The following is a 24,338-nucleotide window of genomic DNA, read 5'->3' on the forward strand; positions in this document are numbered from 1 at the left end:
TGGGGTTATATGGTCAAGTGAAGAAGCGCATACGGTGGATGCCTTGGCAGTCAGAGGCGATGAAAGACGTGGTAGCCTGCGAAAAGCTTCGGGGAGTCGGCAAACAGACTTTGATCCGGAGATGTCTGAATGGGGGAACCCAGCCATCATAAGATGGTTATCTTGTACTGAATACATAGGTGCAAGAGGCGAACCAGGGGAACTGAAACATCTAAGTACCCTGAGGAAAAGAAATCAACCGAGATTCCCTTAGTAGTGGCGAGCGAACGGGGACTAGCCCTTAAGTGGCTTTGAGATTAGCGGAACGCTCTGGAAAGTGCGGCCATAGTGGGTGATAGCCCTGTACGCGAAAATCTCTTAGTCATGAAATCGAGTAGGACGGAGCACGAGAAACTTTGTCTGAATATGGGGGGACCATCCTCCAAGGCTAAATACTACTGACTGACCGATAGTGAACTAGTACCGTGAGGGAAAGGCGAAAAGAACCCCGGAGAGGGGAGTGAAATAGATCCTGAAACCGTATGCGTACAAGCAGTGGGAGCAGACTTCGTTCTGTGACTGCGTACCTTTTGTATAATGGGTCAGCGACTTATTTTCAGTGGCGAGCTTAACCGAATAGGGGAGGCGTAGCGAAAGCGAGTCTTAATAGGGCGTCTAGTCGCTGGGAATAGACCCGAAACCGGGCGATCTATCCATGGGCAGGTTGAAGGTTGGGTAACACTAACTGGAGGACCGAACCGACTACCGTTGAAAAGTTAGCGGATGACCTGTGGATCGGAGTGAAAGGCTAATCAAGCTCGGAGATAGCTGGTTCTCCTCGAAAGCTATTTAGGTAGCGCCTCATGTATCACTGTAGGGGGTAGAGCACTGTTTCGGCTAGGGGGTCATCCCGACTTACCAAACCGATGCAAACTCCGAATACCTACAAGTGCCGAGCATGGGAGACACACGGCGGGTGCTAACGTCCGTCGTGAAAAGGGAAACAACCCAGACCGTCAGCTAAGGTCCCAAAGTTATGGTTAAGTGGGAAACGATGTGGGAAGGCTTAGACAGCTAGGAGGTTGGCTTAGAAGCAGCCACCCTTTAAAGAAAGCGTAATAGCTCACTAGTCGAGTCGGCCTGCGCGGAAGATGTAACGGGGCTCAAACCATACACCGAAGCTACGGGTATCACCTTCGGGTGATGCGGTAGAGGAGCGTTCTGTAAGCCTGTGAAGGTGAGTTGAGAAGCTTGCTGGAGGTATCAGAAGTGCGAATGCTGACATGAGTAACGACAATGGGTGTGAAAAACACCCACGCCGAAAGACCAAGGTTTCCTGCGCAACGTTAATCGACGCAGGGTTAGTCGGTCCCTAAGGCGAGGCTGAAAAGCGTAGTCGATGGAAAACAGGTTAATATTCCTGTACTTCTGGTTATTGCGATGGAGGGACGGAGAAGGCTAGGCCAGCTTGGCGTTGGTTGTCCAAGTTTAAGGTGGTAGGCTGAGATCTTAGGTAAATCCGGGATCTTAAGGCCGAGAGCTGATGACGAGTGTTCTTTTAGAACACGAAGTGGTTGATGCCATGCTTCCAAGAAAAGCTTCTAAGCTTCAGGTAACCAGGAACCGTACCCCAAACCGACACAGGTGGTTGGGTAGAGAATACCAAGGCGCTTGAGAGAACTCGGGTGAAGGAACTAGGCAAAATGGCACCGTAACTTCGGGAGAAGGTGCGCCGGTGAGGGTGAAGGACTTGCTCCGTAAGCTCATGCCGGTCGAAGATACCAGGCCGCTGCGACTGTTTATTAAAAACACAGCACTCTGCAAACACGAAAGTGGACGTATAGGGTGTGACGCCTGCCCGGTGCCGGAAGGTTAATTGATGGGGTTAGCTAACGCGAAGCTCTTGATCGAAGCCCCGGTAAACGGCGGCCGTAACTATAACGGTCCTAAGGTAGCGAAATTCCTTGTCGGGTAAGTTCCGACCTGCACGAATGGCGTAACGATGGCGGCGCTGTCTCCACCCGAGACTCAGTGAAATTGAAATCGCTGTGAAGATGCAGTGTATCCGCGGCTAGACGGAAAGACCCCGTGAACCTTTACTATAGCTTTGCACTGGACTTTGAATTTGCTTGTGTAGGATAGGTGGGAGGCTTTGAAGCGTGGACGCCAGTCTGCGTGGAGCCAACCTTGAAATACCACCCTGGCAACTTTGAGGTTCTAACTCAGGTCCGTTATCCGGATCGAGGACAGTGTATGGTGGGTAGTTTGACTGGGGCGGTCTCCTCCTAAAGAGTAACGGAGGAGTACGAAGGTGCGCTCAGACCGGTCGGAAATCGGTCGTAGAGTATAAAGGCAAAAGCGCGCTTGACTGCGAGACAGACACGTCGAGCAGGTACGAAAGTAGGTCTTAGTGATCCGGTGGTTCTGTATGGAAGGGCCATCGCTCAACGGATAAAAGGTACTCCGGGGATAACAGGCTGATACCGCCCAAGAGTTCATATCGACGGCGGTGTTTGGCACCTCGATGTCGGCTCATCACATCCTGGGGCTGAAGCCGGTCCCAAGGGTATGGCTGTTCGCCATTTAAAGTGGTACGCGAGCTGGGTTTAGAACGTCGTGAGACAGTTCGGTCCCTATCTGCCGTGGACGTTTGAGATTTGAGAGGGGCTGCTCCTAGTACGAGAGGACCGGAGTGGACGAACCTCTGGTGTTCCGGTTGTCACGCCAGTGGCATTGCCGGGTAGCTATGTTCGGAATAGATAACCGCTGAAAGCATCTAAGCGGGAAACTAGCCTCAAGATGAGATCTCACTGGAACCTTGAGTTCCCTGAAGGGCCGTCGAAGACTACGACGTTGATAGGTTGGGTGTGTAAGCGCTGTGAGGCGTTGAGCTAACCAATACTAATTGCCCGTGAGGCTTGACCATATAACACCCAAGCAATTTGAGTCGAAAGGCCAGATTGCGGTGTGTGAAGACGAAACGAACCGAAAGTTCGATGTTCACAAACACCGAAAGCTGTCACATACCCAATTTGCTGAAGCGAGGCCATCTGGCCACGACTCAGTACCCGAATTTCTTGACGACCATAGAGCGTTGGAACCACCTGATCCCATCCCGAACTCAGCAGTGAAACGATGCATCGCCGATGGTAGTGTGGGGTTTCCCCATGTGAGAGTAGGTCATCGTCAAGATTAAATTCCGAAACCCCAATTGCGAAAGCAGTTGGGGTTTTGTTTTGCCCGCAGGAAATGTGCTCGCTTGATTTCTATGCAACTGTCCTGAGCATAGATATTATTCGGGCCTCATTACGAGGCGAGACCTGCATGCTGACGTTGTTGAATCTTCTGAAGGATGGGCGCTTTCATTCTGGTGAGGCCCTGGGCGTAGCGCTCGGAGTTAGCCGAAGTGCAGTATGGAAGCAGCTTCAGCACCTTGAGTCTGAGCTTGGATTGTCCATTCACAAGGTTCGAGGGCGTGGCTATCAGTTGGCAGCGCCGTTGACGTTACTCGACTCTATAAAAATCTCAGAAATGATGCCGCAATGGCCTCTCGCAGTGTTCGACACTATCGACTCGACGAATGCTGAAGCTTTGCGCGCTATTGGTCGTGGGCAGGCCGCACCATTTTTAGTCGTTGCTGAGAGGCAGACTTCCGGTCGTGGGCGTAGAGGGCGCAAATGGGTTAGCCCATTTGCCGAAAATCTTTATTACAGTCTTGTTCTTCGCATCGATGGTGGAATGCGCCAGCTCGAAGGGTTGAGTCTGGTTGTTGGCTTGGCGGTGATGCGGGCCTTGCGGAAATCCGGCGTTGGTGGGGCAGGGTTGAAGTGGCCTAACGATGTCCTTGTCGGTGACAAGAAAATTGCTGGCATTTTACTCGAACTCGTCGGCGACCCTGCAGATGTTTGCCATGTGGTGTTAGGCATTGGCATCAATGCAAACATGCAGGTCGCAACAGAAGTGGATCAAAAATGGACATCAATACGGCTCGAGTCTGGGAAGGCCTGCGATCGTAATGTTCTTGTGGCTGAATTGAGTGAGCAATTACAGGCTTATATAGAACGTCACCAGGCTGGTGGCTTTACGGTTTTGCAAGCGGAGTGGGAAGAAAACCATTTGTGGCATGGTCGATCTGTCTCACTGATTGCCGGCGTCAGTCAAATAGATGGCGTGGTGCAAGGTATCGATAATCAAGGTGCTCTGCGGTTGGCGGTGGATGGTGTTGAAAAGGTTTTCAGTGGTGGTGAGCTTAGCCTGAGGCTGCGAGACGATTCTTGAGCTCGAATAAGGTAATGGCTTCATAAAACGGCGCGTGTTAGCCAATGAAGCGACGGATTTGATTGTGTAGGCGATCGTTGAATCGGATTAGTTGCTGAACAAGGGCCTGCGTGCAGTTGCTTGGCATGGATCGCTCCTGGTGGGTTTTTTTGTAAGTCTGGCTATGGCATGTCCTTTTACTTGAGGTTTGTATGCGTTGGATGTTCCTGCTGCTGTTAGTACTCAATGTGTTTTATTACGTCTGGCATCAGCAGGAGGCCCCTTTGCGTGCGAAAGATGTGACTCCGCTCAATCTGTATCGAGGTTCGCAGCAAGATATTCGTTTGCTCAGCGAGAGCGGAGCTGCATCGCGAGAAAGGACGAGCGGCTCTACAGCGGGGAATGAATGCCTTTTCCTGGGAGGGTTCTCTCGCCAGGAGCTGATTGAAGGCCTTGAACGGCGTTTGGCTGGTATGGGGATAAGTGCACAGCCTGCATCGAAGGATCTTCATGATGCGGACTACTGGTTGCGGATAGCGCCTTCGAGCGAGCGTTTGCTGGGGGATGTCCAGCTGCAGAACCTTTCCAAGGAATTCAATGAGTTAAAACATAAAATAATGCTGTGTGAGGGGGTTGCACCTACTGAATAGTTTGCATAGAATGGCGCCCGCTCCACAGCGAAGACCTGAACAGGGAATCAAAGTGAAGTGATGTCAATGCAGCTAACCTCAGGTTTTTAAATGAGAAAATGCTTGACAGGGGTTTGGCATAGTGTAGAATGCCGGCCTGATTAGGAGGGGTTCCCGAGCGGCCAAAGGGATCAGACTGTAAATCTGACGTCTACGACTTCGAAGGTTCGAATCCTTCTCCCTCCACCAGATTTAAGCGTGAGCTGCAGGCTCCGCGGGTATAGTTTAGTGGTAGAACCTCAGCCTTCCAAGCTGATGATGCGGGTTCGATTCCCGCTACCCGCTCCAAGTTTGCAGGTTGTGCAAAGTGTTTTGCTCTTGTAGCTCAGTTGGTAGAGCACACCCTTGGTAAGGGTGAGGTCAGCGGTTCAAATCCGCTCAAGAGCTCCATATAACAAGGCAGATATGAAAATATCTGCCTTTGTTTTAATGGCTTGTGTCGTTTGCTCAATTCTTCTGTTAAGGGTGATATCGATGGCTAAGGAAAAATTTGATCGTTCCCTGCCGCACGTCAACGTTGGGACCATTGGTCACGTTGACCACGGTAAAACCACTTTGACTGCTGCTCTGACTCGCGTTTGCTCCGAAGTTTTTGGTTCGGCAATCGTTGACTTCGACAAGATCGACAGCGCCCCGGAAGAAAAAGCACGCGGCATTACCATCAATACCGCTCACGTTGAGTACAACTCGAAGATCCGTCACTACGCTCACGTCGACTGCCCAGGTCACGCTGACTATGTGAAGAACATGATCACCGGTGCTGCTCAAATGGACGGCGCTATTCTGGTTTGCTCGGCTGCTGATGGTCCGATGCCGCAAACCCGTGAGCACATCCTGCTGTCCCGTCAGGTAGGCGTTCCGTACATCGTGGTTTTCCTGAACAAGGCTGACCTGGTAGACGACGCTGAGCTGCTGGAACTGGTTGAGATGGAAGTTCGCGACCTGCTGTCCACCTACGACTTCCCGGGCGATGACACTCCAATCATCATCGGTTCGGCTCGTATGGCTCTGGAAGGCAAAGACGACAACGAGATGGGCACCACTGCCGTCAAAAAGCTGGTTGAGACTCTGGACAGCTACATTCCAGAGCCAGTACGTCTGACCGACAAGCCATTCCTGATGCCAATCGAAGACGTGTTCTCGATCTCGGGTCGCGGTACTGTTGTGACTGGTCGTATCGAGCGCGGTATTGTTCGTGTTCAAGATCCGCTGGAAATCGTTGGTCTGCGTGACACCACCGTTACTACTTGCACCGGTGTTGAAATGTTCCGCAAGCTGCTCGACGAAGGTCGTGCTGGTGAGAACTGCGGCGTGTTGCTGCGTGGCACCAAGCGTGACGACGTTGAGCGTGGTCAGGTTCTGGTTAAGCCAGGTACTGTTAAGCCGCACACCAAGTTTACTGCAGAAGTTTACGTTCTGAGCAAGGAAGAAGGCGGTCGTCACACTCCGTTCTTCAAGGGCTACCGTCCGCAGTTCTACTTCCGTACTACTGACGTGACTGGTAACTGCGAGCTGCCAGAAGGCGTTGAAATGGTAATGCCGGGTGACAACATTCAGATGACTGTTACCCTGATCAAAACCATCGCAATGGAAGATGGTTTGCGTTTCGCTATCCGTGAAGGCGGTCGTACCGTCGGCGCTGGTGTCGTAGCCAAAATCATCGAGTAAGTGGTTGTAATGTATTTTTCGGGCCGGCATAATGGTCGGCCTGATTTTGTTTTAGGTCAGTAGCTCAATTGGCAGAGCGACGGTCTCCAAAACCGTAGGTTGGGGGTTCGATTCCCTCCTGACCTGCCAGATTCACTTGGTGTGTCTGGCTTTCTTTTCACAGGATCTTCATAGATGACTCCTAAAGCTGAAGCTCAAGGCTCTCGCTTCGATCTGCTCAAGTGGCTTGTAGTTGTCGCTTTGGTGGTTGTTGGCGTTGTTGGCAATCAGTATTACTCTGCTTCGCCGATCCTGTACCGTGTACTCGCTTTGCTTGTCATTGCTGCTGTAGCTGCCTTTGTAGGCTTGCAGACTGCGAAGGGCAAGTCTTTCTTTGTACTGGTTAAGGAAGCTCGCACCGAGATTCGTAAAGTCGTTTGGCCAACTCGCCAAGAAACCACGCAGACCACCCTTATTGTGGTGGCTGTTGTTTTGGTTATGGCGTTGCTGTTGTGGGGGCTTGATTCCCTGCTCGGCTGGCTTGTTTCCTTGATTGTCGGCTAAGGGTGTCCCGTGGCTAAGCGTTGGTATGTTGTGCATGCTTACTCGGGTTACGAGAAGCATGTGATGCGCTCGCTGGTCGAGCGCGTAAAGCTGGCTGGCATGGAAGATGGCTTCGGCGAGATTCTGGTTCCCACTGAAGAAGTGGTTGAAATGCGTAATGGCCAGAAGCGCAAAAGCGAGCGCAAATTCTTTCCAGGCTACGTGCTGGTTCAGATGGATATGAATGAGGGTACTTGGCACTTGGTCAAGGACACTCCTCGGGTGATGGGTTTTATCGGCGGTACTGCTGATAAGCCAGCGCCAATCACCGATAAAGAAGCGGAAGCAATTCTGCGTCGTGTTGCTGATGGTAGCGACAAGCCGAAGCCGAAGACTCTCTTCGAGCCAGGCGAGACGGTGCGAGTCAATGACGGTCCATTCGCTGATTTCAATGGCGTTGTTGAAGAAGTTAACTACGAAAAGAGCCGGATCCAAGTGGCAGTGCTCATTTTCGGTCGCTCTACTCCGGTAGAGTTGGAGTTCAGTCAGGTCGAAAAGGTCTAGCTGAAAAAGCATCCCAACCCCACAGCCATAGGCTGTGGGGTTTTGTCGTCACTGGGATAAACGCGCAAGTAACCGGGGAGCCTTTCGAGGCGTTCGAACCCGTAATTGGAGTGCCTCATGGCCAAGAAGATTACCGCTTACATCAAGCTGCAAGTGAAGGCCGCTCAGGCTAACCCAAGCCCACCTGTTGGTCCTGCACTGGGTCAGCACGGCGTGAACATCATGGAATTCTGCAAAGCTTTCAACGCCCGTACCCAGGGTCTGGAAGCTGGTCTGCCGACTCCAGTGATCATCACTGTCTACAGCGACCGTAGCTTCACTTTCGAAACAAAATCCACCCCTGCTTCGGTTCTGCTGAAGAAAGCGGCCGGTCTGACCAGCGGTTCCGCTCGTCCGAACACCGTTAAGGTTGGCACCGTTACCCGTGCTCAGCTGGAAGAAATCGCGAAAACCAAAAACGCGGATCTGACTGCAGCTGATATGGATGCAGCCGTGCGTACTATCGCCGGTTCTGCTCGTAGCATGGGCCTTAACGTGGAGGGTGTGTAATGGCTAAGCTGACCAAGCGTCAAAAGGCTATCGCCGGCAAAATCGAAGCAGGCAAGGCCTACAACATTGTAGATGCCGCCGCTCTGCTGGCTGAGCTGTCGACTGTCAAGTTCAGCGAGTCGTTCGACGTTGCTGTAAACCTGGGTGTTGACCCGCGTAAATCCGACCAGGTTGTTCGTAGCGCTACTGTGCTGCCACACGGCACTGGCAAGACTGTTCGCGTTGCTGTGTTCACCCAGGGTCCAGCTGCTGAGGCCGCTTTGGCTGCCGGCGCTGACCGTGTAGGTATGGACGACCTGGCTGCCGAAATGAAAGGCGGCGACCTGAACTATGACGTAGTGATCGCATCCCCGGATGCAATGCGCGTTGTAGGTCAGTTGGGTCAGATCCTCGGTCCACGTGGTCTGATGCCTAACCCTAAGGTTGGTACTGTAACTCCAGACGTAGCTACCGCGGTCAAGAACGCTAAAGCTGGTCAGGTTCGTTATCGCACCGACAAAAACGGCATCATTCACACTTCCGTTGGCAAGATGGGCTTCGATGCCGTCAAGCTGAAGGAAAACGTTGAAGCCCTGATCGCTGATCTGAAGCGTATCAAGCCAGCTTCCTCGAAAGGTATCTACGTCAAGCGCGTTACCCTGAGCACCACTATGGGCCCAGGTCTGGTTATCGACCAGAGCTCGCTGGACGCGTAAGACAAAAATTGGTGCGAGTAATCGCACCAATTGAAAGATTGGGGTCCCTGCCTGGCGGGGGCTATCCAAGACCGTAGGCGGCGCAAGTCTTAAACCATCAGCCTACGCAGATGGTGCTCCCGGTTCCTTACCGAATCAGACACCAAAACGACATTCGGTTTCGATCGAATGAAACGGTAACAAGCAGGAGTTAAACCCGTGGCAATTAATCTCGAAGACAAGAAGGCCATCGTCGCTGAAGTCAACGAGGCTGCCAAAGTCGCTCTGTCCGCTGTCGTGGTTGATGCACGTGGCGTAACAGTAGGCGCAATGACCGGACTCCGTAAAGAGGCTCGTGAAGCTGGCGTTTACGTACGCGTTGTACGTAACACCCTGCTCAAGCGCGCTGTTGCTGACACTCAATACAGTGTCCTCAACGACGTGTTCACCGGCCCGACCCTGATTGCATTCTCGAACGAACATCCGGGCGCTGCTGCCCGTATCTTCAAAGAGTTTGCCAAGGGTCAGGACAAGTTCGAGATCAAGGCAGCTGCGTTCGAGGGCAAGTTCCTCGCAGCTAATCAGATCGACGTACTGGCAACTCTGCCGACCCGTGACGAAGCAATTTCTCAGCTGATGAGCGTGATTCAAGGCGCTACCAGCAAATTGGCTCGTACTCTGGCGGCAATTCGCGACCAGAAAGAAGCTGCTGCAGCCTAAGGCTCGTCAACTTCTCGCGTTTTTTGTTTATTTCGATGGTCGCGTAGGCCGTCCCCCAATTCAGGAATTGAGTCATGTCTCTGACTAACGAACAAATCATCGAAGCAATCGGCCAGAAATCCGTAGTGGAAATCGTTGAGCTGATCAAAGCGATGGAAGAAACCTTCGGCGTTACCGCTGCTGCTGCTTCGGCTGGTCCAGCTGCTGCTGCCGCTGTTGTTGAAGAGCAAACCGAGTTCAACGTTGTTCTGCTGGAAGCTGGCGAGAAGAAGGTTAACGTGATCAAGGCAGTTCGTGAACTGACTGGTCTGGGCCTGAAAGAAGCCAAAGAGAAAGTAGACGGCGCTCCTCAGGTTGTAGCTGAAGGCGTTTCGAAAGAAGCGGCTGAAGACGCCAAGAAGAAGCTGGAAGAAGCAGGCGCTAAAGTCGAGCTGAAATAAGCATCGACTTTGCTCCTCCAGCCCGAGCGTCAAGCGACAGGCTGATGGCTGGTGGCTCTTGCCACCGGCCTTTTTCCGTTATTGGCAGCCGACTGGGTCGGTGCTGATAAAGGCGCTGTAACCACCCGATGCGGTGGCGCAAACCATGGGGTTTGCACGATTTTCTGGCTGCTCCCGTCGGGAGGGGCCAAACAAGCAGGTGACCAAGCTGGGGAACGCTGATGGCTTACTCATATACTGAGAAAAAACGTATCCGCAAGGACTTTAGCAAGTTGCCGGACGTCATGGATGTGCCGTACCTCCTGGCCATCCAGCTGGATTCGTATCGTGAATTCTTGCAAGCGGGAGCGACTAAAGATCAGTTCCGCGACGTGGGCCTGCATGCGGCCTTCAAATCCGTTTTCCCGATCATCAGCTACTCCGGCAATGCTGCGCTGGAGTACGTCGGTTATCGCCTGGGCGAACCGGCATTTGATGTCAAAGAATGCGTATTGCGCGGTGTAACTTTCGCCGTACCTTTGCGGGTAAAAGTGCGCCTGATCATTTTCGACAAAGAATCGTCGAACAAAGCGATCAAGGACATCAAAGAGCAAGAAGTCTACATGGGTGAAATCCCCCTGATGACTGAGAACGGTACCTTCGTAATCAACGGTACCGAGCGTGTAATCGTTTCCCAGCTGCACCGTTCCCCGGGCGTGTTCTTCGACCACGACCGCGGCAAGACGCATAGCTCCGGCAAACTGCTGTACTCCGCGCGCATCATTCCTTACCGCGGTTCGTGGCTGGACTTCGAGTTCGACCCGAAAGACTGCGTGTTCGTGCGTATCGACCGTCGTCGCAAGCTGCCGGCATCGGTACTGCTGCGTGCGCTCGGCTATACCACTGAAGAAGTGCTGGACGCTTTCTACACCACCAACGTTTTCCACCTGAGCGGCGAAACCCTCAGCCTGGAACTGATTGCTTCGCGTCTGCGTGGTGAAATTGCGGTTCTGGATATTCAGGACGAGAAGGGCAAGGTCATCGTTGAAGCGGGCCGCCGTATTACCGCGCGCCACATCAACCAGATCGAAAAAGCCGGCATCAAGACCCTGGAAGTGCCTCTGGACTACGTCCTCGGTCGCACTACCGCCAAGGTCATCGTGCACCCGGCTACCGGCGAAATCCTGGCAGAGTGCAACACCGAGCTGAACACTGAAGTCCTGGCAAAAATTGCCAAGTCCGGCGTTGTTCGCATCGAAACTCTGTACACCAACGACATCGACTGCGGTCCGTTCGTCTCCGACACGCTGAAGATCGACTCCACCAGCAACCAATTGGAAGCGCTGGTCGAGATCTATCGCATGATGCGTCCAGGCGAGCCGCCAACCAAAGACGCTGCCGAAACCCTGTTCAACAACCTGTTCTTCAGCCCTGAGCGCTATGACCTGTCTGCGGTCGGCCGGATGAAGTTCAACCGTCGTATCGGTCGTACCGAGATCGAAGGTTCGGGCGTGCTGTGCAAGGAAGACATCGTCGCGGTACTGAAGACTCTGGTCGACATCCGTAACGGTAAAGGCATCGTCGATGACATCGACCACCTGGGTAACCGTCGTGTTCGCTGCGTAGGCGAAATGGCCGAGAACCAGTTCCGCGTTGGCCTGGTACGTGTTGAGCGTGCGGTCAAAGAGCGTCTGTCGATGGCTGAAAGCGAAGGCCTGATGCCGCAAGACCTGATCAACGCCAAGCCTGTGGCTGCAGCGGTGAAAGAGTTCTTCGGTTCCAGCCAGCTCTCGCAGTTCATGGACCAGAACAACCCGCTGTCCGAGATCACCCACAAGCGTCGTGTCTCTGCACTCGGCCCTGGCGGTCTGACTCGTGAGCGCGCAGGCTTTGAAGTTCGTGACGTACACCCGACTCACTACGGTCGTGTATGCCCGATTGAAACGCCGGAAGGTCCGAACATCGGTCTGATCAACTCCCTGGCTGCGTACGCTCGCACCAACCAGTACGGCTTCCTGGAAAGCCCGTACCGCGTGGTGAAAGAGGGTGTGGTCACCGACGAGATCGTGTTCCTGTCCGCTATTGAAGAAGCCGATCACGTGATCGCGCAGGCTTCGGCGACCATGAACGACCAGAAAGTCCTGATCGACGAACTGGTAGCCGTACGTCACTTGAACGAATTCACCGTTAAGGCGCCTGAAGAAGTCACCTTGATGGACGTTTCGCCGAAGCAGGTAGTTTCGGTTGCAGCGTCGCTGATTCCGTTCCTCGAGCACGACGACGCCAACCGTGCGTTGATGGGTTCGAACATGCAGCGTCAAGCTGTACCAACCCTGCGCGCTGACAAGCCGCTGGTAGGTACTGGCATGGAGCGTAACGTAGCCCGTGACTCCGGCGTTTGCGTCGTGGCTCGTCGTGGCGGCGTGATCGATTCCGTCGACGCCAGCCGTATCGTGGTTCGTGTTGCTGATGACGAAGTTGAAACCGGCGAAGCTGGTGTCGACATCTACAACCTGACCAAATACACCCGCTCGAACCAGAACACCTGCATCAACCAGCGTCCGCTGGTGCGTAAGGGTGATCGCGTTCAGCGCAGCGACATCATGGCCGACGGCCCGTCCACCGACATGGGTGAACTGGCGCTGGGTCAGAACATGCGCATCGCGTTCATGGCATGGAACGGCTTCAACTTCGAAGACTCCATCTGCCTGTCCGAGCGTGTAGTTCAGGAAGATCGTTTCACCACGATCCACATTCAGGAACTGACCTGTGTGGCCCGTGACACCAAGCTTGGGCCTGAAGAGATCACTGCGGACATCCCTAACGTGGGTGAAGCTGCACTGAACAAACTGGACGAAGCCGGTATCGTTTATGTTGGTGCTGAAGTTGGCGCAGGCGACATCCTGGTGGGTAAGGTCACTCCGAAAGGCGAGACCCAACTGACTCCGGAAGAAAAACTGCTGCGTGCAATCTTCGGTGAAAAAGCCAGCGACGTTAAAGACACTTCCCTGCGCGTACCTACCGGTACCAAAGGTACTGTCATCGACGTACAGGTCTTCACCCGTGACGGCGTTGAGCGTGATGCTCGTGCGCTGTCGATCGAGAAGACTCAGCTCGACGAGATCCGCAAGGATCTGAACGAAGAGTTCCGTATCGTTGAAGGCGCGACTTTCGAACGTCTGCGTTCCGCTCTGGTAGGCCACAAGGCTGAAGGCGGCGCAGGTCTGAAGAAAGGTCAGGACATCACCGACGAAGTACTCGACGGTCTTGAGCATGGTCAGTGGTTCAAACTGCGCATGGCTGAAGATGCTCTGAACGAGCAGCTCGAGAAGGCTCAGGCCTACATCGTTGATCGTCGCCGTCTGCTGGACGACAAGTTCGAAGACAAGAAGCGCAAACTGCAGCAGGGCGATGACCTGGCTCCAGGCGTGCTGAAAATCGTCAAGGTTTACCTGGCAATCCGTCGTCGCATCCAGCCGGGCGACAAGATGGCCGGTCGTCACGGTAACAAAGGTGTGGTCTCCGTGATCATGCCGGTTGAAGACATGCCGCACGATGCCAATGGCACCCCGGTCGACGTCGTCCTCAACCCACTGGGCGTACCTTCGCGTATGAACGTTGGTCAGATCCTTGAAACCCACCTGGGCCTCGCGGCCAAAGGTCTGGGCGAGAAGATCAACCGGATGATCGAAGAGCAGCGTAAAGTCGCTGAACTGCGTACCTTCCTGGACGAGATCTACAACCAGATCGGCGGTCGTAACGAAGATCTGGACAGCTTCTCCGATCAGGAAATCCTGGATCTGGCGAAGAACCTGCGTGGCGGCGTTCCAATGGCCACTCCAGTGTTCGACGGCGCCAAGGAAAGCGAAATCAAGGCCATGCTGAAACTGGCAGACCTGCCGGAAAGCGGCCAGATGCAGCTGACTGACGGCCGTACCGGCAACAAGTTCGAGCGTCCAGTTACCGTTGGCTACATGTACATGCTGAAGCTGAACCACTTGGTAGACGATAAGATGCACGCGCGTTCTACCGGTTCGTACAGCCTGGTTACCCAGCAGCCGCTGGGTGGTAAGGCGCAGTTCGGTGGTCAGCGTTTCGGGGAGATGGAGGTCTGGGCACTGGAAGCATACGGTGCTGCTTACACTCTGCAAGAAATGCTCACAGTGAAGTCGGACGATGTGAACGGCCGTACCAAGATGTACAAAAACATCGTGGATGGCGATCACCGTATGGAGCCGGGCATGCCCGAGTCCTTCAACGTGTTGATCAAGGAAATTCGTTCCCTCGGCATCGATATCGATCTGGAAACCGAATAACACGTGACGCGAATCGAGAGCGGGGCAGGATTGCCCGCTCTCTGCTCCGCCAGGAGGAAAGGCCTTGAAAGACCTACTGAATTTGCTGAAAAACCAGGGTCAAGTCGAAGAGTTCGACGCCATCCGTATCGGATTGGCCTCGCCTGAGATGATCCGCTCATGGTCGTTCGGTGAAGTTAAAAAGCCGGAAACCATCAACTACCGTACGTTCAAACCTGAGCGTGACGGCCTGTTCTGCGCCAAGATCTTTGGCCCGGTAAAGGATTACGAGTGCCTGTGCGGTAAGTACAAGCGCTTGAAGCACCGTGGTGTGATCTGCGAGAAGTGCGGCGTTGAAGTTGCACTGGCCAAGGTTCGTCGTGAGCGCATGGCGCACATCGAACTGGCTTCGCCGGTTGCCCACATCTGGTTCCTGAAATCGCTGCCGTCCCGTATCGGCTTGCTGATGGACATGACCCTGCGTGATATCGAACGCGTTCTCTACTTCGAGAGCTATGTCGTTATCGACCCAGGCATGACCACCCTTGAGAAAGGTCAGCTGCTGAACGACGAGCAGTACTTCGAAGCGCTGGAAGAGTTCGGTGACGACTTCGACGCCCGTATGGGTGCTGAAGCTGTCCGTGAACTGCTGCACGCTATCGACCTGGAGCACGAGATTGGCCGTCTGCGCGAAGAAATTCCGCAAACCAACTCCGAAACCAAGATCAAGAAGCTGTCCAAGCGTCTGAAGTTGATGGAAGCCTTCCAGGGTTCCGGCAACCTGCCAGAGTGGATGGTGCTGACCGTTCTGCCGGTTCTGCCGCCAGATCTGCGTCCACTGGTCCCGCTGGATGGCGGTCGTTTCGCGACTTCCGACCTCAACGATCTGTATCGTCGAGTGATCAACCGTAACAACCGTTTGAAGCGCCTGCTGGATCTGTCCGCTCCGGACATCATCGTGCGCAACGAAAAGCGTATGTTGCAGGAAGCTGTCGATGCGCTGCTCGACAACGGTCGTCGTGGCCGCGCTATCACCGGTTCGAACAAGCGTCCTCTGAAATCCCTGGCTGACATGATCAAGGGTAAGCAAGGTCGTTTCCGTCAGAACTTGCTCGGTAAGCGTGTTGACTACTCCGGTCGTTCGGTAATTACCGTAGGCCCGACCCTGCGTCTGCACCAGTGCGGTCTGCCGAAGAAAATGGCTCTTGAGCTGTTCAAACCGTTCATTTTCGGCAAGCTGGAAATGCGTGGTCTCGCGACCACCATCAAAGCCGCCAAGAAAATGGTCGAGCGCGAACTGCCAGAGGTTTGGGACGTTCTCGCTGAAGTGATTCGCGAACACCCGGTTCTTCTTAACCGTGCACCGACCCTTCACCGTCTGGGTATCCAGGCGTTTGAACCGGTACTGATCGAAGGTAAGGCTATCCAGCTGCACCCTCTGGTCTGCGCCGCGTACAACGCCGACTTCGACGGCGACCAAATGGCCGTTCACGTACCGCTGACGCTGGAAGCCCAGCTCGAAGCGCGTGCGTTGATGATGTCGACCAACAACATTCTGTCGCCAGCCAACGGTGAGCCAATCATCGTTCCGTCGCAGGACGTTGTATTGGGTCTGTACTACATGACTCGTGAAGCGATCAACGCCAAAGGCGAAGGTCGTGTATTCGCGGATCTGCAGGAAGTTGACCGTGTGTTCCGTGCCGGCGAAGCCGCACTGCACGCCAAGGTTAAAGTCCGTATCAACGAAACCGTTAACGACCGTGACGGCAACAGCGTGAGCGGCACCCGTATCGTCGACACCACTGTCGGCCGTGCGCTGCTGTTCCAGGTTGTGCCAAAAGGTCTGTCGTACGACGTCGTCAACCTGCCGATGAAGAAAAAGGCGATCTCCAAGCTGATCAACCAGTGCTACCGCGTGGTTGGTTTGAAAGAGACCGTTATCTTCGCTGACCAGTTGATGTACACCGGTTTCGCTTACTCGACCATCTCCGGCGTTTCCATCGGTGTTAACGACTTCGTTATCCCGGACGAGAAAGCCCGCATCATCGGTGCCGCCACCGACGAAGTGAAAGAGATCGAGAGCCAGTACGCCTCCGGCCTAGTAACTCAGGGCGAGAAGTACAACAAAGTGATCGACCTTTGGTCGAAAGCGAACGACGAAGTTTCCAAGGCAATGATGGCCAACCTCTCGAAAGAGAAGGTTATCGACCGTCACGGCGTTGAAGTCGATCAAGAGTCTTTCAACTCGATGTACATGATGGCTGACTCGGGTGCGCGGGGTTCCGCAGCACAGATTCGTCAGCTGGCCGGTATGCGTGGTCTGATGGCCAAGCCGGACGGTTCCATCATTGAAACGCCGATTACTGCGAACTTCCGTGAAGGTTTGAGCGTACTTCAGTACTTCATCTCGACTCACGGTGCTCGTAAAGGTCTGGCGGATACCGCGTTGAAAACTGCGAACTCCGGTTACCTGACTCGTCGTCTGGTAGACGTGGCGCAGGATCTGGTTGTAACCGAGATCGATTGCGGCACCGAACACGGTCTGCTGATGACTCCGCACATTGAAGGCGGTGACGTTGTAGAGCCGTTGGGTGAGCGCGTATTGGGTCGTGTTATTGCCCGTGACGTATTCAAGCCAGGCACCGAGGACGTTATCGTTCCGGCCGGTACTCTGGTCGACGAGAAGTGGGTTGAGTTCATCGAGCTGAACAGCATCGACGAAGTGATCGTGCGTTCGCCGATCAGCTGCGAAACCCGCTATGGCATTTGCGCCAAGTGCTACGGCCGTGACTTGGCTCGTGGTCACCAGGTGAACATCGGTGAAGCGGTCGGCGTTATCGCTGCCCAGTCCATCGGTGAGCCGGGTACCCAGCTGACGATGCGTACGTTCCACATCGGTGGTGCGGCTAGCCGGACTTCCGCTGCGGACAGCGTTCAGGTGAAGAATGGCGGTACCGTTCGTCTGCACAATTTGAAGCATGTTGAGCGAGTGGATGGTCACTTGGTTGCTGTTTCCCGTTCCGGTGAGCTGGCCATCGCTGATGACTTCGGTCGTGAGCGTGAGCGTTACAAGCTGCCGTACGGTGCTGTGATTTCGGTTAAAGAAGGTGACAAGGTCGACGCTGGCGCAATCGTGGCCAAGTGGGATCCGCACACTCACCCAATCGTTACCGAAATGAAAGGTACCGTGACCTACGTGGGCATGGAAGAAGGCATCACGATCAAGCGTCAGACCGACGAATTGACCGGTATGACCAACATTGAAGTCCTCGACGCGAAAGATCGTCCAGCTGCGGGCAAAGAAATCCGTCCAGCAGTGAAGATGGTCGACGACAACGGCAAGGATCTGTTGCTGCCAGGCACTGACGTTATCGCTCAGTACTTCCTGCCAGCCAACGCCCTGGTCGGTGTAGCGGACGGTGCGAAGATCGCGATCGGTGATGTTATCGCGCGTATCCCGCAAGAAACTTCGAAGACCCGCGACATCACCGGTGGTCTGCCGCGTGTTGCCGACTTGTTCGAAGCTCGTCGTCCGAAAGAAGCGTCGATTCTGGCTGAAGTCAGCGGCACCATCGCGTTCGGTAAAGAAACCAAAGGCAAGCGCCGTCTGGTTATTACCCCGAACGACGGTACCGATCCGTACGAAGAGCTGATTCCGAAGTGGCGTCACCTGAACGTGTTCGAAGGCGAACAGGTAAACCGCGGCGAAGTTATCTCCGACGGTCCAAGCGATCCGCACGACATCCTGCGTCTGCTGGGTGTGAGCGCGCTGGCCAAGTACATCGTGAACGAGATCCAGGACGTTTACCGTCTGCAAGGCGTGAAGATCAACGACAAGCACATCGAGACCATCCTGCGTCAGATGCTGCGTAAAGTTGAAATCGCTGAATCCGGCGATTCGAGTTTCATCAAGGGCGACCAGATGGAACTGACTCACGTACTGGTAGAGAACGAGCGTCTGGGCGGCGAAGACAAGTTCGTCTCCAAGTACACTCGCGTTCTGCTCGGTATCACCAAGGCGTCGTTGTCCACCGAATCGTTCATCTCGGCGGCTTCCTTCCAGGAAACCACCCGCGTACTGACCGAAGCGGCAGTCACCGGCAAGCGCGATTACCTGCGCGGCCTGAAAGAAAACGTTGTCGTGGGTCGTCTGATCCCGGCAGGTACCGGCCTGGCATATCACAGCGAGCGCAAGCGTCGTCGTGAAGCAGACAAGCCGTTGCGCGTAAGCGCCAGTGAAGTGGAAGCTGCACTGACCGAAGCGCTGAACTCGAGCGGTAACTGAGTTCTGCGATAAATGAGCGTAAGGCCCTGATCACCCCGTTCGTCGAATCGAGACATTTTGTCGAGGTTCGAGGGGCGGGGAGGTCGGGGCCTTGCCTTGACTGGGGACAAGATCCTCTTTAGACTCTTGATCCCCTAAATTTGGCGGGAATTCGTTCCTGCCATTTTGCTTTTCTTGCAAGACAATAGCGTCGCAAGACAACAGTGGAGCTAGTAGATGGCAACTATCAACCAGCTGGTACGTCAGCCGCGTAAGCGTATCGTCGAGAAATCCGACGTACCTGCGCTGCAGAACTGCCCGCAACGTCGTGGCGTGTGCACCCGTGTGTACACCACTACGCCGAAAAAACCTAACTCGGCACTGCGTAAAGTATGCCGTGTGCGCCTGACCAACGGTTTCGAAGTTTCTTCGTACATCGGTGGTGAAGGTCACAACCTGCAAGAGCACAGCGTGGTACTGATCCGCGGCGGTCGTGTAAAAGACTTGCCAGGTGTTCGTTACCACACCGTTCGCGGTTCTTTGGATACTTCCGGCGTTAAAGGTCGTAACCAGGGTCGTTCGAAGTACGGTACCAAGCGTCCGAAGTAATCGGCCGTTTTGCAGATTTTCATTTTATTGAGTCGATAAGAGTAAGGTCGGGCACGCATCCATTGGATCTGTCCCGAGCTAACCTGAAGACCGCTTGAGGGCTTATCATGCCAAGACGTCGCGTAGCAGCAAAGCGTGAGATTCTGGACGATCCGAAATACGGAAGCCAGATCCTCGCCAAATTCATGAACCACGTTATGGAGAGCGGCAAGAAAGCCGTTGCCGAGCGTATTGTTTATGGTGCCCTGGAAACCGTTGCGACCCGTAAGGCTGGCACCGATCCCCTGGAACTCTTCGAAAAAGCACTCGACGCCATCGCTCCGCTGGTCGAAGTGAAGTCGCGCCGCGTTGGTGGTGCTACTTACCAGGTTCCGGTCGAGGTTCGTCCTTCCCGTCGTAACGCTCTGGCAATGCGCTGGTTGGTAGACTTCGCACGTAAGCGTGGCGAGAAGTCTATGGCTCTGCGTTTGGCTGGCGAACTGCTGGATGCTGCTGAAGGTAAAGGTGCTGCTGTTAAGAAGCGTGAAGACGTGCACCGTATGGCCGAAGCCAACAAAGCTTTCTCGCACTACCGCTTCTAATTTTAGCTTCACTAATTTTGCGAGGGCTTTATGGCTCGTACTACTCCGATTAGTCGCTACCGTAACATCGGTATCGTCGCTCACGTGGATGCTGGTAAAACCACCACCACCGAGCGCGTCCTTTTTTACACCGGCAAAAGTCACAAAATGGGCGAGGTGCATGACGGCGCCGCGACCACAGACTGGATGGTGCAGGAGCAGGAGCGTGGTATTACCATTACTTCTGCTGCTATCACCGCCTTCTGGAAAGGTTCCGAGAAGCAGTACTCGCACGAGCACCGTTTCAACGTAATCGATACCCCGGGCCACGTTGACTTCACTATTGAAGTTGAACGTTCCCTGCGCGTACTCGACGGCGCTGTCGTTGTGTTCTGCGGTACTTCGGGTGTTGAGCCTCAGTCGGAAACCGTATGGCGTCAAGCCAACAAATACGGTGTTCCCCGTCTTGTTTACGTAAACAAGATGGACCGTGCTGGCGCCAACTTCCTGCGCGTGATCGCTCAGATCAAACAGCGTCTGGGTCACACTCCGGTGCCGATCCAGTTGGCTATCGGTTCGGAAGACAACTTCCAGGGTCAGATCGATCTGATCAACATGCAAGCTGTGTACTGGAACGACTCTGACAAAGGTATGGTCCCTGTTCGCAAGGACATTCCTGCCGAGCTGAAAGAGCTGGCTGACGAGTGGCGCAACAACATGGTTGAGGCTGCTGCCGAAGCCAACGAAGAGCTGATGAACAAGTACCTGGAAGGCGAAGAGCTGTCGATCGAAGAGATCAAAGCTGCTTTGCGTCAGCGTACTATCGCCGGCGAAATCGTTCTGGCTGTTTGCGGTTCGTCTTTCAAGAACAAGGGTGTTCCCCTGGTTCTCGACGCCGTTATCGACTTCCTGCCTGCACCAACCGACATTCCAGCTATCAAGGGTACTGACCCGGATAACGAAGAAGTCGAGCTGGAGCGTCATGCAGACGATGCGGAGCCGTTCTCGGCTCTGGCGTTCAAGATCGCTACCGACCCATTCGTGGGTACTTTGACCTTCGTTCGCGTTTACTCGGGCGTGTTGAACTCCGGCGACGGCGTAATCAACTCGGTTAAAGGCAAGAAAGAGCGCGTGGGTCGTATGGTGCAAATGCACGCAAACGCCCGTGAAGAGATCAAGGAAGTACGCGCTGGTGACATCGCGGCCCTGATCGGCATGAAGGACGTCACCACTGGTGAAACCCTCTGCAACGCTGACAAGCCAATCATTCTGGTTCGTATGGACTTCCCGGAGCCGGTTATTTCGGTTGCCGTAGAGCCTAAGACCAAGGATGACCAGGAAAAAATGGGTATCGCTCTGGGCAAACTTGCTCAGGAAGACCCGTCTTTCCGCGTAAAAACTGATGAAGAGACTGGTCAGACGATCATCTCCGGCATGGGCGAGCTGCACCTGGACATCCTGGTTGACCGGATGCGCCGTGAGTTCAACGTCGAAGCCAACATCGGCAAGCCTCAGGTTTCGTATCGTGAGCGCATCACGAAGAACTGTGAAATCGAAGGCAAGTTCGTTCGTCAGTCCGGCGGTCGTGGCCAGTTCGGTCACTGCTGGATCCGTTTTGCTCCTGCTGACGAAGGTCAGGAAGGTCTGCAATTCGTGAACGAAGTTGTAGGTGGTGTGGTTCCTAAGGAATACATCCCGGCTATCCAGAAGGGTATCGAAGAGCAGATGAAGAACGGCGTTGTTGCCGGCTATCCGCTGATCGGCCTGAAGGCTACCGTGTTCGATGGTTCTTACCACGACGTCGACTCCAACGAGATGGCGTTTAAAGTGGCTGCCTCCATGGCGACCAAGCAACTGGCCCAGAAGGGCGGTGGTGAGTTGCTTGAGCCGATCATGGCTGTAGAGGTTGTTACGCCTGAAGACTATATGGGTGATGTGATGGGCGACCTTAACCGTCGTCGCGGCATGATCCAGGGTATGGAAGACACAGTGTCCGGCAAGGTTATCCGTGCCGAGGTTCCACTGGGTGAGATGTTCGGTTATGCGACCGACGTTCGTTCCATGTCCCAGGGTCGCGCAAGCTACTCTATGGAATTCAAAAAATACGATACGGCTCCGTCGCACATCGTCGAATCCGTAACCAAAAAACAAGGCTGATTCAGCCCCTTTAGGCTAGGAGTTAATTGTCGTGGCTAAAGAAAAATTTGATCGTTCCCTACCGCACGTCAACGTTGGCACCATCGGTCACGTTGACCACGGTAAAACCACTCTGACTGCTGCTCTGACTCGCGTTTGCTCCGAAGTTTTCGGTTCGGCAATCGTTGACTTCGACAAGATCGACAGCGCACCAGAAGAGAAAGCTCGCGGTATCACCATCAACACCGCACACGTTGAGTACAACTCGAAGATCCGTCACTACGCTCACGTTGACTGCCCAGGTCACGCTGACTATGTGAAGAACATGATCACCGGTGCTGCTCAAATGGACGGCGCTATTCTGGTTTGCTCGGCCGCTGATGGTCCGATGCCACAAACCCGTGAGCACATCCTGCTGTCCCGTCAGGTAGGCGTTCCGTACATCGTGGTTTTCCTGAACAAGGCTGACCTGGTAGACGACGCTGAGCTGCTGGAACTGGTTGAGATGGAAGTTCGCGACCTGCTGTCCACCTACGACTTCCCGGGCGATGACACTCCAATCATCATCGGTTCGGCTCGTATGGCTCTGGAAGGCAAAGACGACAACGAGATGGGCACCACTGCCGTCAAGAAACTGGTTGAGACTCTGGACAGCTACATCCCAGAACCAGTTCGTGTGACTGACAAGCCGTTCCTGATGCCAATCGAAGACGTATTCTCGATCTCCGGTCGCGGTACTGTTGTAACTGGTCGTATCGAGCGCGGTATCGTTCGCGTTCAAGATCCGCTGGAAATCGTTGGTCTGCGTGACACCACCGTTACTACTTGCACCGGTGTTGAAATGTTCCGCAAGCTGCTCGACGAAGGTCGTGCTGGCGAGAACTGCGGCGTTCTGCTGCGTGGTACCAAGCGTGACGACGTTGAGCGTGGCCAGGTTCTGGTTAAGCCGGGTTCGGTTAAGCCGCACACCACTTTCACCGCAGAAGTTTACGTTCTGAGCAAGGAAGAAGGCGGTCGTCACACTCCGTTCTTCAAAGGCTACCGTCCACAGTTCTACTTCCGTACTACTGACGTGACTGGTAACTGCGAGCTGCCAGAAGGCGTTGAAATGGTAATGCCAGGTGACAACATTCAGATGACTGTTACCCTGATCAAAACCATCGCAATGGAAGACGGTCTGCGTTTCGCTATCCGTGAAGGCGGTCGTACCGTCGGCGCTGGCGTCGTAGCCAAAATCATCGCGTAATTCTCTTTTATAGAGATTGCTTGATGCTTTGAAAAAGCCCCCGCTCAGCGGGGGCTTTTTTTATTGGGTTGACACCTATATGGGGCGTCTATAGAATTGCGCCTCCTTTTAACGGGCGTATTGCGCTCGGTGGGAATAGCAGCCGGAGTCTGAAATCCAATGCAAAATCAGCAAATCCGTATCAGGTTGAAGGCTTTTGACCATCGCCTGATCGACCAATCAACCCAGGAAATCGTGGAAACCGCGAAACGTACTGGTGCTCAAGTGCGTGGTCCAATTCCACTGCCTACCCGTAAAGAGCGGTTCACCGTTCTGGTTTCTCCGCACGTCAACAAAGACGCGCGCGACCAGTACGAAATCCGCACTCATAAGCGCGTTCTGGACATCGTCCAGCCAACGGATAAAACCGTTGATGCTCTTATGAAGCTTGATCTTGCGGCCGGTGTGGAAGTGCAGATCAGCCTCGGCTAAGACTCGGTCTTAGTCGTGTAACGCTCTGAAATGGGCGGCCATAGCGGGTGAAAGCCCCGTACACTCATGAGGTTTACAACATGACTATTGGTGTAGTCGGTCGTAAATGCGGTATGACCCGTATTTTCACCGAAGAAGGTGTCTCCATTCCGGTCACGGTCATTGAGATCGAACCGAATCGCGTCACCCAGTTCAAAACTGAAGAGACCGATGGCTATCGTGCAGTGCAAGTCACTGTCGGCGAGCGTCGTGCTTCGCGTGTAACAGCAGCTCAAGCTGGCCACTTCGCTAAAGCGAACGTTGCCGCTGGTCGCACCACCATGGAATTCCGTCTTGAAGAAGGCGAGTACCAGGCTGGCGATCTGATCAACGCTGAAATCTTCGCCGCTGGTCAACTGGTTGATGTAACCGGTCAGTCCAAGGGTAAAGGCTTCCAGGGTACGATCAAGCGTTGGAATTTCCGCGGGCAAGATAACACCCACGGTAACTCCGTATCCCACCGCGTCCCAGGCTCTATCGGCCAGTGCCAGACTCCTGGTCGTGTATTCAAGGGCAAAAAAATGTCCGGTCATATGGGCGCTGAGCGCGTGACCGTGCAGTCCCTGGAAGTAGTGCGCGTGGACGCTGAACGCAATCTGTTGTTGGTCAAGGGTGCTGTTCCTGGCGCTACTGGCGGCAACCTGGTTGTACGTCCAGCAGCCAAGGCTCGCGGTTAA

At 54.2% G+C, this 24,338-nt stretch carries 17 protein-coding genes, 4 tRNA genes and 2 rRNA genes; all 23 read left to right on the forward strand.

The window, feature by feature from the left end; all coding sequences use genetic code 11:
- The first annotated feature begins 11 nt into the window (after positions 1–11).
- The 23 genes from ACZZ0B_RS00020 to rplC all read left to right on the forward strand — a co-directional run bounded on the left by ACZZ0B_RS00020 (position 12) and on the right by rplC (position 24,338).
- Positions 12–2,905: ribosomal RNA gene (locus ACZZ0B_RS00020) — 23S ribosomal RNA — on the forward strand.
- Positions 2,906–3,055: 150 nt separating this feature from the next.
- Positions 3,056–3,171, forward strand: a 5S ribosomal RNA gene (gene rrf, locus ACZZ0B_RS00025).
- 132 nt (positions 3,172–3,303) lie between these two features.
- Positions 3,304–4,257 (forward strand): bifunctional biotin--[acetyl-CoA-carboxylase] ligase/biotin operon repressor BirA, encoded by a 954-nt coding sequence (gene birA / locus ACZZ0B_RS00030; protein WP_463544127.1) that lies wholly within the window; start codon positions 3,304–3,306, stop codon positions 4,255–4,257.
- Between the two features lie 191 nt (positions 4,258–4,448).
- Positions 4,449–4,886: a hypothetical protein gene (locus ACZZ0B_RS00035; RefSeq protein ID WP_463544128.1), complete on the forward strand. Its 438-nt coding sequence runs from the start codon at positions 4,449–4,451 to the stop codon at positions 4,884–4,886.
- 143 nt (positions 4,887–5,029) lie between these two features.
- Positions 5,030–5,114, forward strand: a tRNA-Tyr gene (locus ACZZ0B_RS00040).
- A 25-nt stretch (positions 5,115–5,139) separates the two neighbouring features.
- A tRNA-Gly gene (locus ACZZ0B_RS00045) sits at positions 5,140–5,213 on the forward strand.
- Between the two features lie 26 nt (positions 5,214–5,239).
- A tRNA-Thr gene (locus ACZZ0B_RS00050) sits at positions 5,240–5,315 on the forward strand.
- Positions 5,316–5,399: 84 nt separating this feature from the next.
- Complete coding sequence (gene tuf, locus ACZZ0B_RS00055) at positions 5,400–6,593, forward strand: elongation factor Tu (RefSeq protein WP_064392265.1); 1,194 nt, start codon at positions 5,400–5,402, stop codon at positions 6,591–6,593.
- 53 nt (positions 6,594–6,646) lie between these two features.
- A tRNA-Trp gene (locus ACZZ0B_RS00060) sits at positions 6,647–6,722 on the forward strand.
- Between the two features lie 45 nt (positions 6,723–6,767).
- On the forward strand, positions 6,768–7,136 hold the full coding sequence (secE, locus tag ACZZ0B_RS00065) for a preprotein translocase subunit SecE (RefSeq protein WP_007916493.1): 369 nt from the start codon (positions 6,768–6,770) through the stop codon (positions 7,134–7,136).
- Between the two features lie 9 nt (positions 7,137–7,145).
- Positions 7,146–7,679, forward strand: a complete 534-nt coding sequence (gene nusG / locus ACZZ0B_RS00070) for a transcription termination/antitermination protein NusG (protein WP_007916492.1) — start codon at positions 7,146–7,148, stop codon at positions 7,677–7,679.
- A gap of 117 nt (positions 7,680–7,796) precedes the next feature.
- The gene (gene rplK / locus ACZZ0B_RS00075; RefSeq protein ID WP_003228756.1) at positions 7,797–8,228 is read left to right on the forward strand and encodes a 50S ribosomal protein L11; all 432 of its coding nucleotides are present in this window, start codon (positions 7,797–7,799) and stop codon (positions 8,226–8,228) included.
- Positions 8,228–8,923 (forward strand): 50S ribosomal protein L1, encoded by a 696-nt coding sequence (gene rplA / locus ACZZ0B_RS00080; protein ID WP_007916481.1) that lies wholly within the window; start codon positions 8,228–8,230, stop codon positions 8,921–8,923. The genes rplK and rplA overlap by 1 nt, the downstream gene beginning before the upstream one ends.
- Positions 8,924–9,121: 198 nt before the next feature.
- On the forward strand, positions 9,122–9,622 hold the full coding sequence (gene rplJ, locus ACZZ0B_RS00085) for a 50S ribosomal protein L10 (RefSeq protein ID WP_008081912.1): 501 nt from the start codon (positions 9,122–9,124) through the stop codon (positions 9,620–9,622).
- Between the two features lie 74 nt (positions 9,623–9,696).
- Positions 9,697–10,062, forward strand: a complete 366-nt coding sequence (gene rplL / locus ACZZ0B_RS00090) for a 50S ribosomal protein L7/L12 (RefSeq protein ID WP_003228750.1) — start codon at positions 9,697–9,699, stop codon at positions 10,060–10,062.
- A gap of 221 nt (positions 10,063–10,283) precedes the next feature.
- Complete coding sequence (gene rpoB, locus ACZZ0B_RS00095) at positions 10,284–14,357, forward strand: DNA-directed RNA polymerase subunit beta (RefSeq protein ID WP_008081909.1); 4,074 nt, start codon at positions 10,284–10,286, stop codon at positions 14,355–14,357.
- Between the two features lie 64 nt (positions 14,358–14,421).
- Positions 14,422–18,621 (forward strand): DNA-directed RNA polymerase subunit beta', encoded by a 4,200-nt coding sequence (gene rpoC, locus ACZZ0B_RS00100; RefSeq protein ID WP_007916472.1) that lies wholly within the window; start codon positions 14,422–14,424, stop codon positions 18,619–18,621.
- A 216-nt stretch (positions 18,622–18,837) separates the two neighbouring features.
- Positions 18,838–19,209 (forward strand): 30S ribosomal protein S12, encoded by a 372-nt coding sequence (rpsL, locus tag ACZZ0B_RS00105; protein ID WP_003186084.1) that lies wholly within the window; start codon positions 18,838–18,840, stop codon positions 19,207–19,209.
- A 107-nt stretch (positions 19,210–19,316) separates the two neighbouring features.
- Positions 19,317–19,790 (forward strand): 30S ribosomal protein S7, encoded by a 474-nt coding sequence (gene rpsG, locus ACZZ0B_RS00110; protein ID WP_007916467.1) that lies wholly within the window; start codon positions 19,317–19,319, stop codon positions 19,788–19,790.
- A 30-nt stretch (positions 19,791–19,820) separates the two neighbouring features.
- On the forward strand, positions 19,821–21,926 hold the full coding sequence (fusA, locus tag ACZZ0B_RS00115) for an elongation factor G (RefSeq protein ID WP_008081907.1): 2,106 nt from the start codon (positions 19,821–19,823) through the stop codon (positions 21,924–21,926).
- A gap of 31 nt (positions 21,927–21,957) precedes the next feature.
- Positions 21,958–23,151 carry an elongation factor Tu gene (gene tuf, locus ACZZ0B_RS00120; protein ID WP_007918472.1) on the forward strand — a complete coding sequence of 398 codons (1,194 nt, stop codon included), beginning with the start codon at positions 21,958–21,960 and terminating at the stop codon, positions 23,149–23,151.
- 159 nt (positions 23,152–23,310) lie between these two features.
- Complete coding sequence (rpsJ, locus tag ACZZ0B_RS00125) at positions 23,311–23,622, forward strand: 30S ribosomal protein S10 (protein WP_003186070.1); 312 nt, start codon at positions 23,311–23,313, stop codon at positions 23,620–23,622.
- A gap of 80 nt (positions 23,623–23,702) precedes the next feature.
- The gene (gene rplC / locus ACZZ0B_RS00130; RefSeq protein ID WP_003228738.1) at positions 23,703–24,338 is read left to right on the forward strand and encodes a 50S ribosomal protein L3; all 636 of its coding nucleotides are present in this window, start codon (positions 23,703–23,705) and stop codon (positions 24,336–24,338) included.

The organism is Pseudomonas sp. AC247 (genome assembly GCF_979258015.1).

What these genes read in the sequence shown, in the direction of transcription:
- birA (WP_463544127.1), top strand. Translation starts at nt 3,304, where the DNA reads ATGCTGACGTTGTTGAATCTTCTGAAGGATGGGCGCTTTCATTCTGGT.
- ACZZ0B_RS00035 (WP_463544128.1), top strand. Translation starts at nt 4,449, where the DNA reads ATGCGTTGGATGTTCCTGCTGCTGTTAGTACTCAATGTGTTTTATTAC.
- tuf (WP_064392265.1), top strand. Translation starts at nt 5,400, where the DNA reads ATGGCTAAGGAAAAATTTGATCGTTCCCTGCCGCACGTCAACGTTGGG.
- secE (WP_007916493.1), top strand. Translation starts at nt 6,768, where the DNA reads ATGACTCCTAAAGCTGAAGCTCAAGGCTCTCGCTTCGATCTGCTCAAG.
- rplK (WP_003228756.1), top strand. Translation starts at nt 7,797, where the DNA reads ATGGCCAAGAAGATTACCGCTTACATCAAGCTGCAAGTGAAGGCCGCT.
- rplA (WP_007916481.1), top strand. Translation starts at nt 8,228, where the DNA reads ATGGCTAAGCTGACCAAGCGTCAAAAGGCTATCGCCGGCAAAATCGAA.
- rplL (WP_003228750.1), top strand. Translation starts at nt 9,697, where the DNA reads ATGTCTCTGACTAACGAACAAATCATCGAAGCAATCGGCCAGAAATCC.
- rpoB (WP_008081909.1), top strand. Translation starts at nt 10,284, where the DNA reads ATGGCTTACTCATATACTGAGAAAAAACGTATCCGCAAGGACTTTAGC.
- rpsL (WP_003186084.1), top strand. Translation starts at nt 18,838, where the DNA reads ATGGCAACTATCAACCAGCTGGTACGTCAGCCGCGTAAGCGTATCGTC.
- rpsG (WP_007916467.1), top strand. Translation starts at nt 19,317, where the DNA reads ATGCCAAGACGTCGCGTAGCAGCAAAGCGTGAGATTCTGGACGATCCG.
- fusA (WP_008081907.1), top strand. Translation starts at nt 19,821, where the DNA reads ATGGCTCGTACTACTCCGATTAGTCGCTACCGTAACATCGGTATCGTC.
- rpsJ (WP_003186070.1), top strand. Translation starts at nt 23,311, where the DNA reads ATGCAAAATCAGCAAATCCGTATCAGGTTGAAGGCTTTTGACCATCGC.
- rplC (WP_003228738.1), top strand. Translation starts at nt 23,703, where the DNA reads ATGACTATTGGTGTAGTCGGTCGTAAATGCGGTATGACCCGTATTTTC.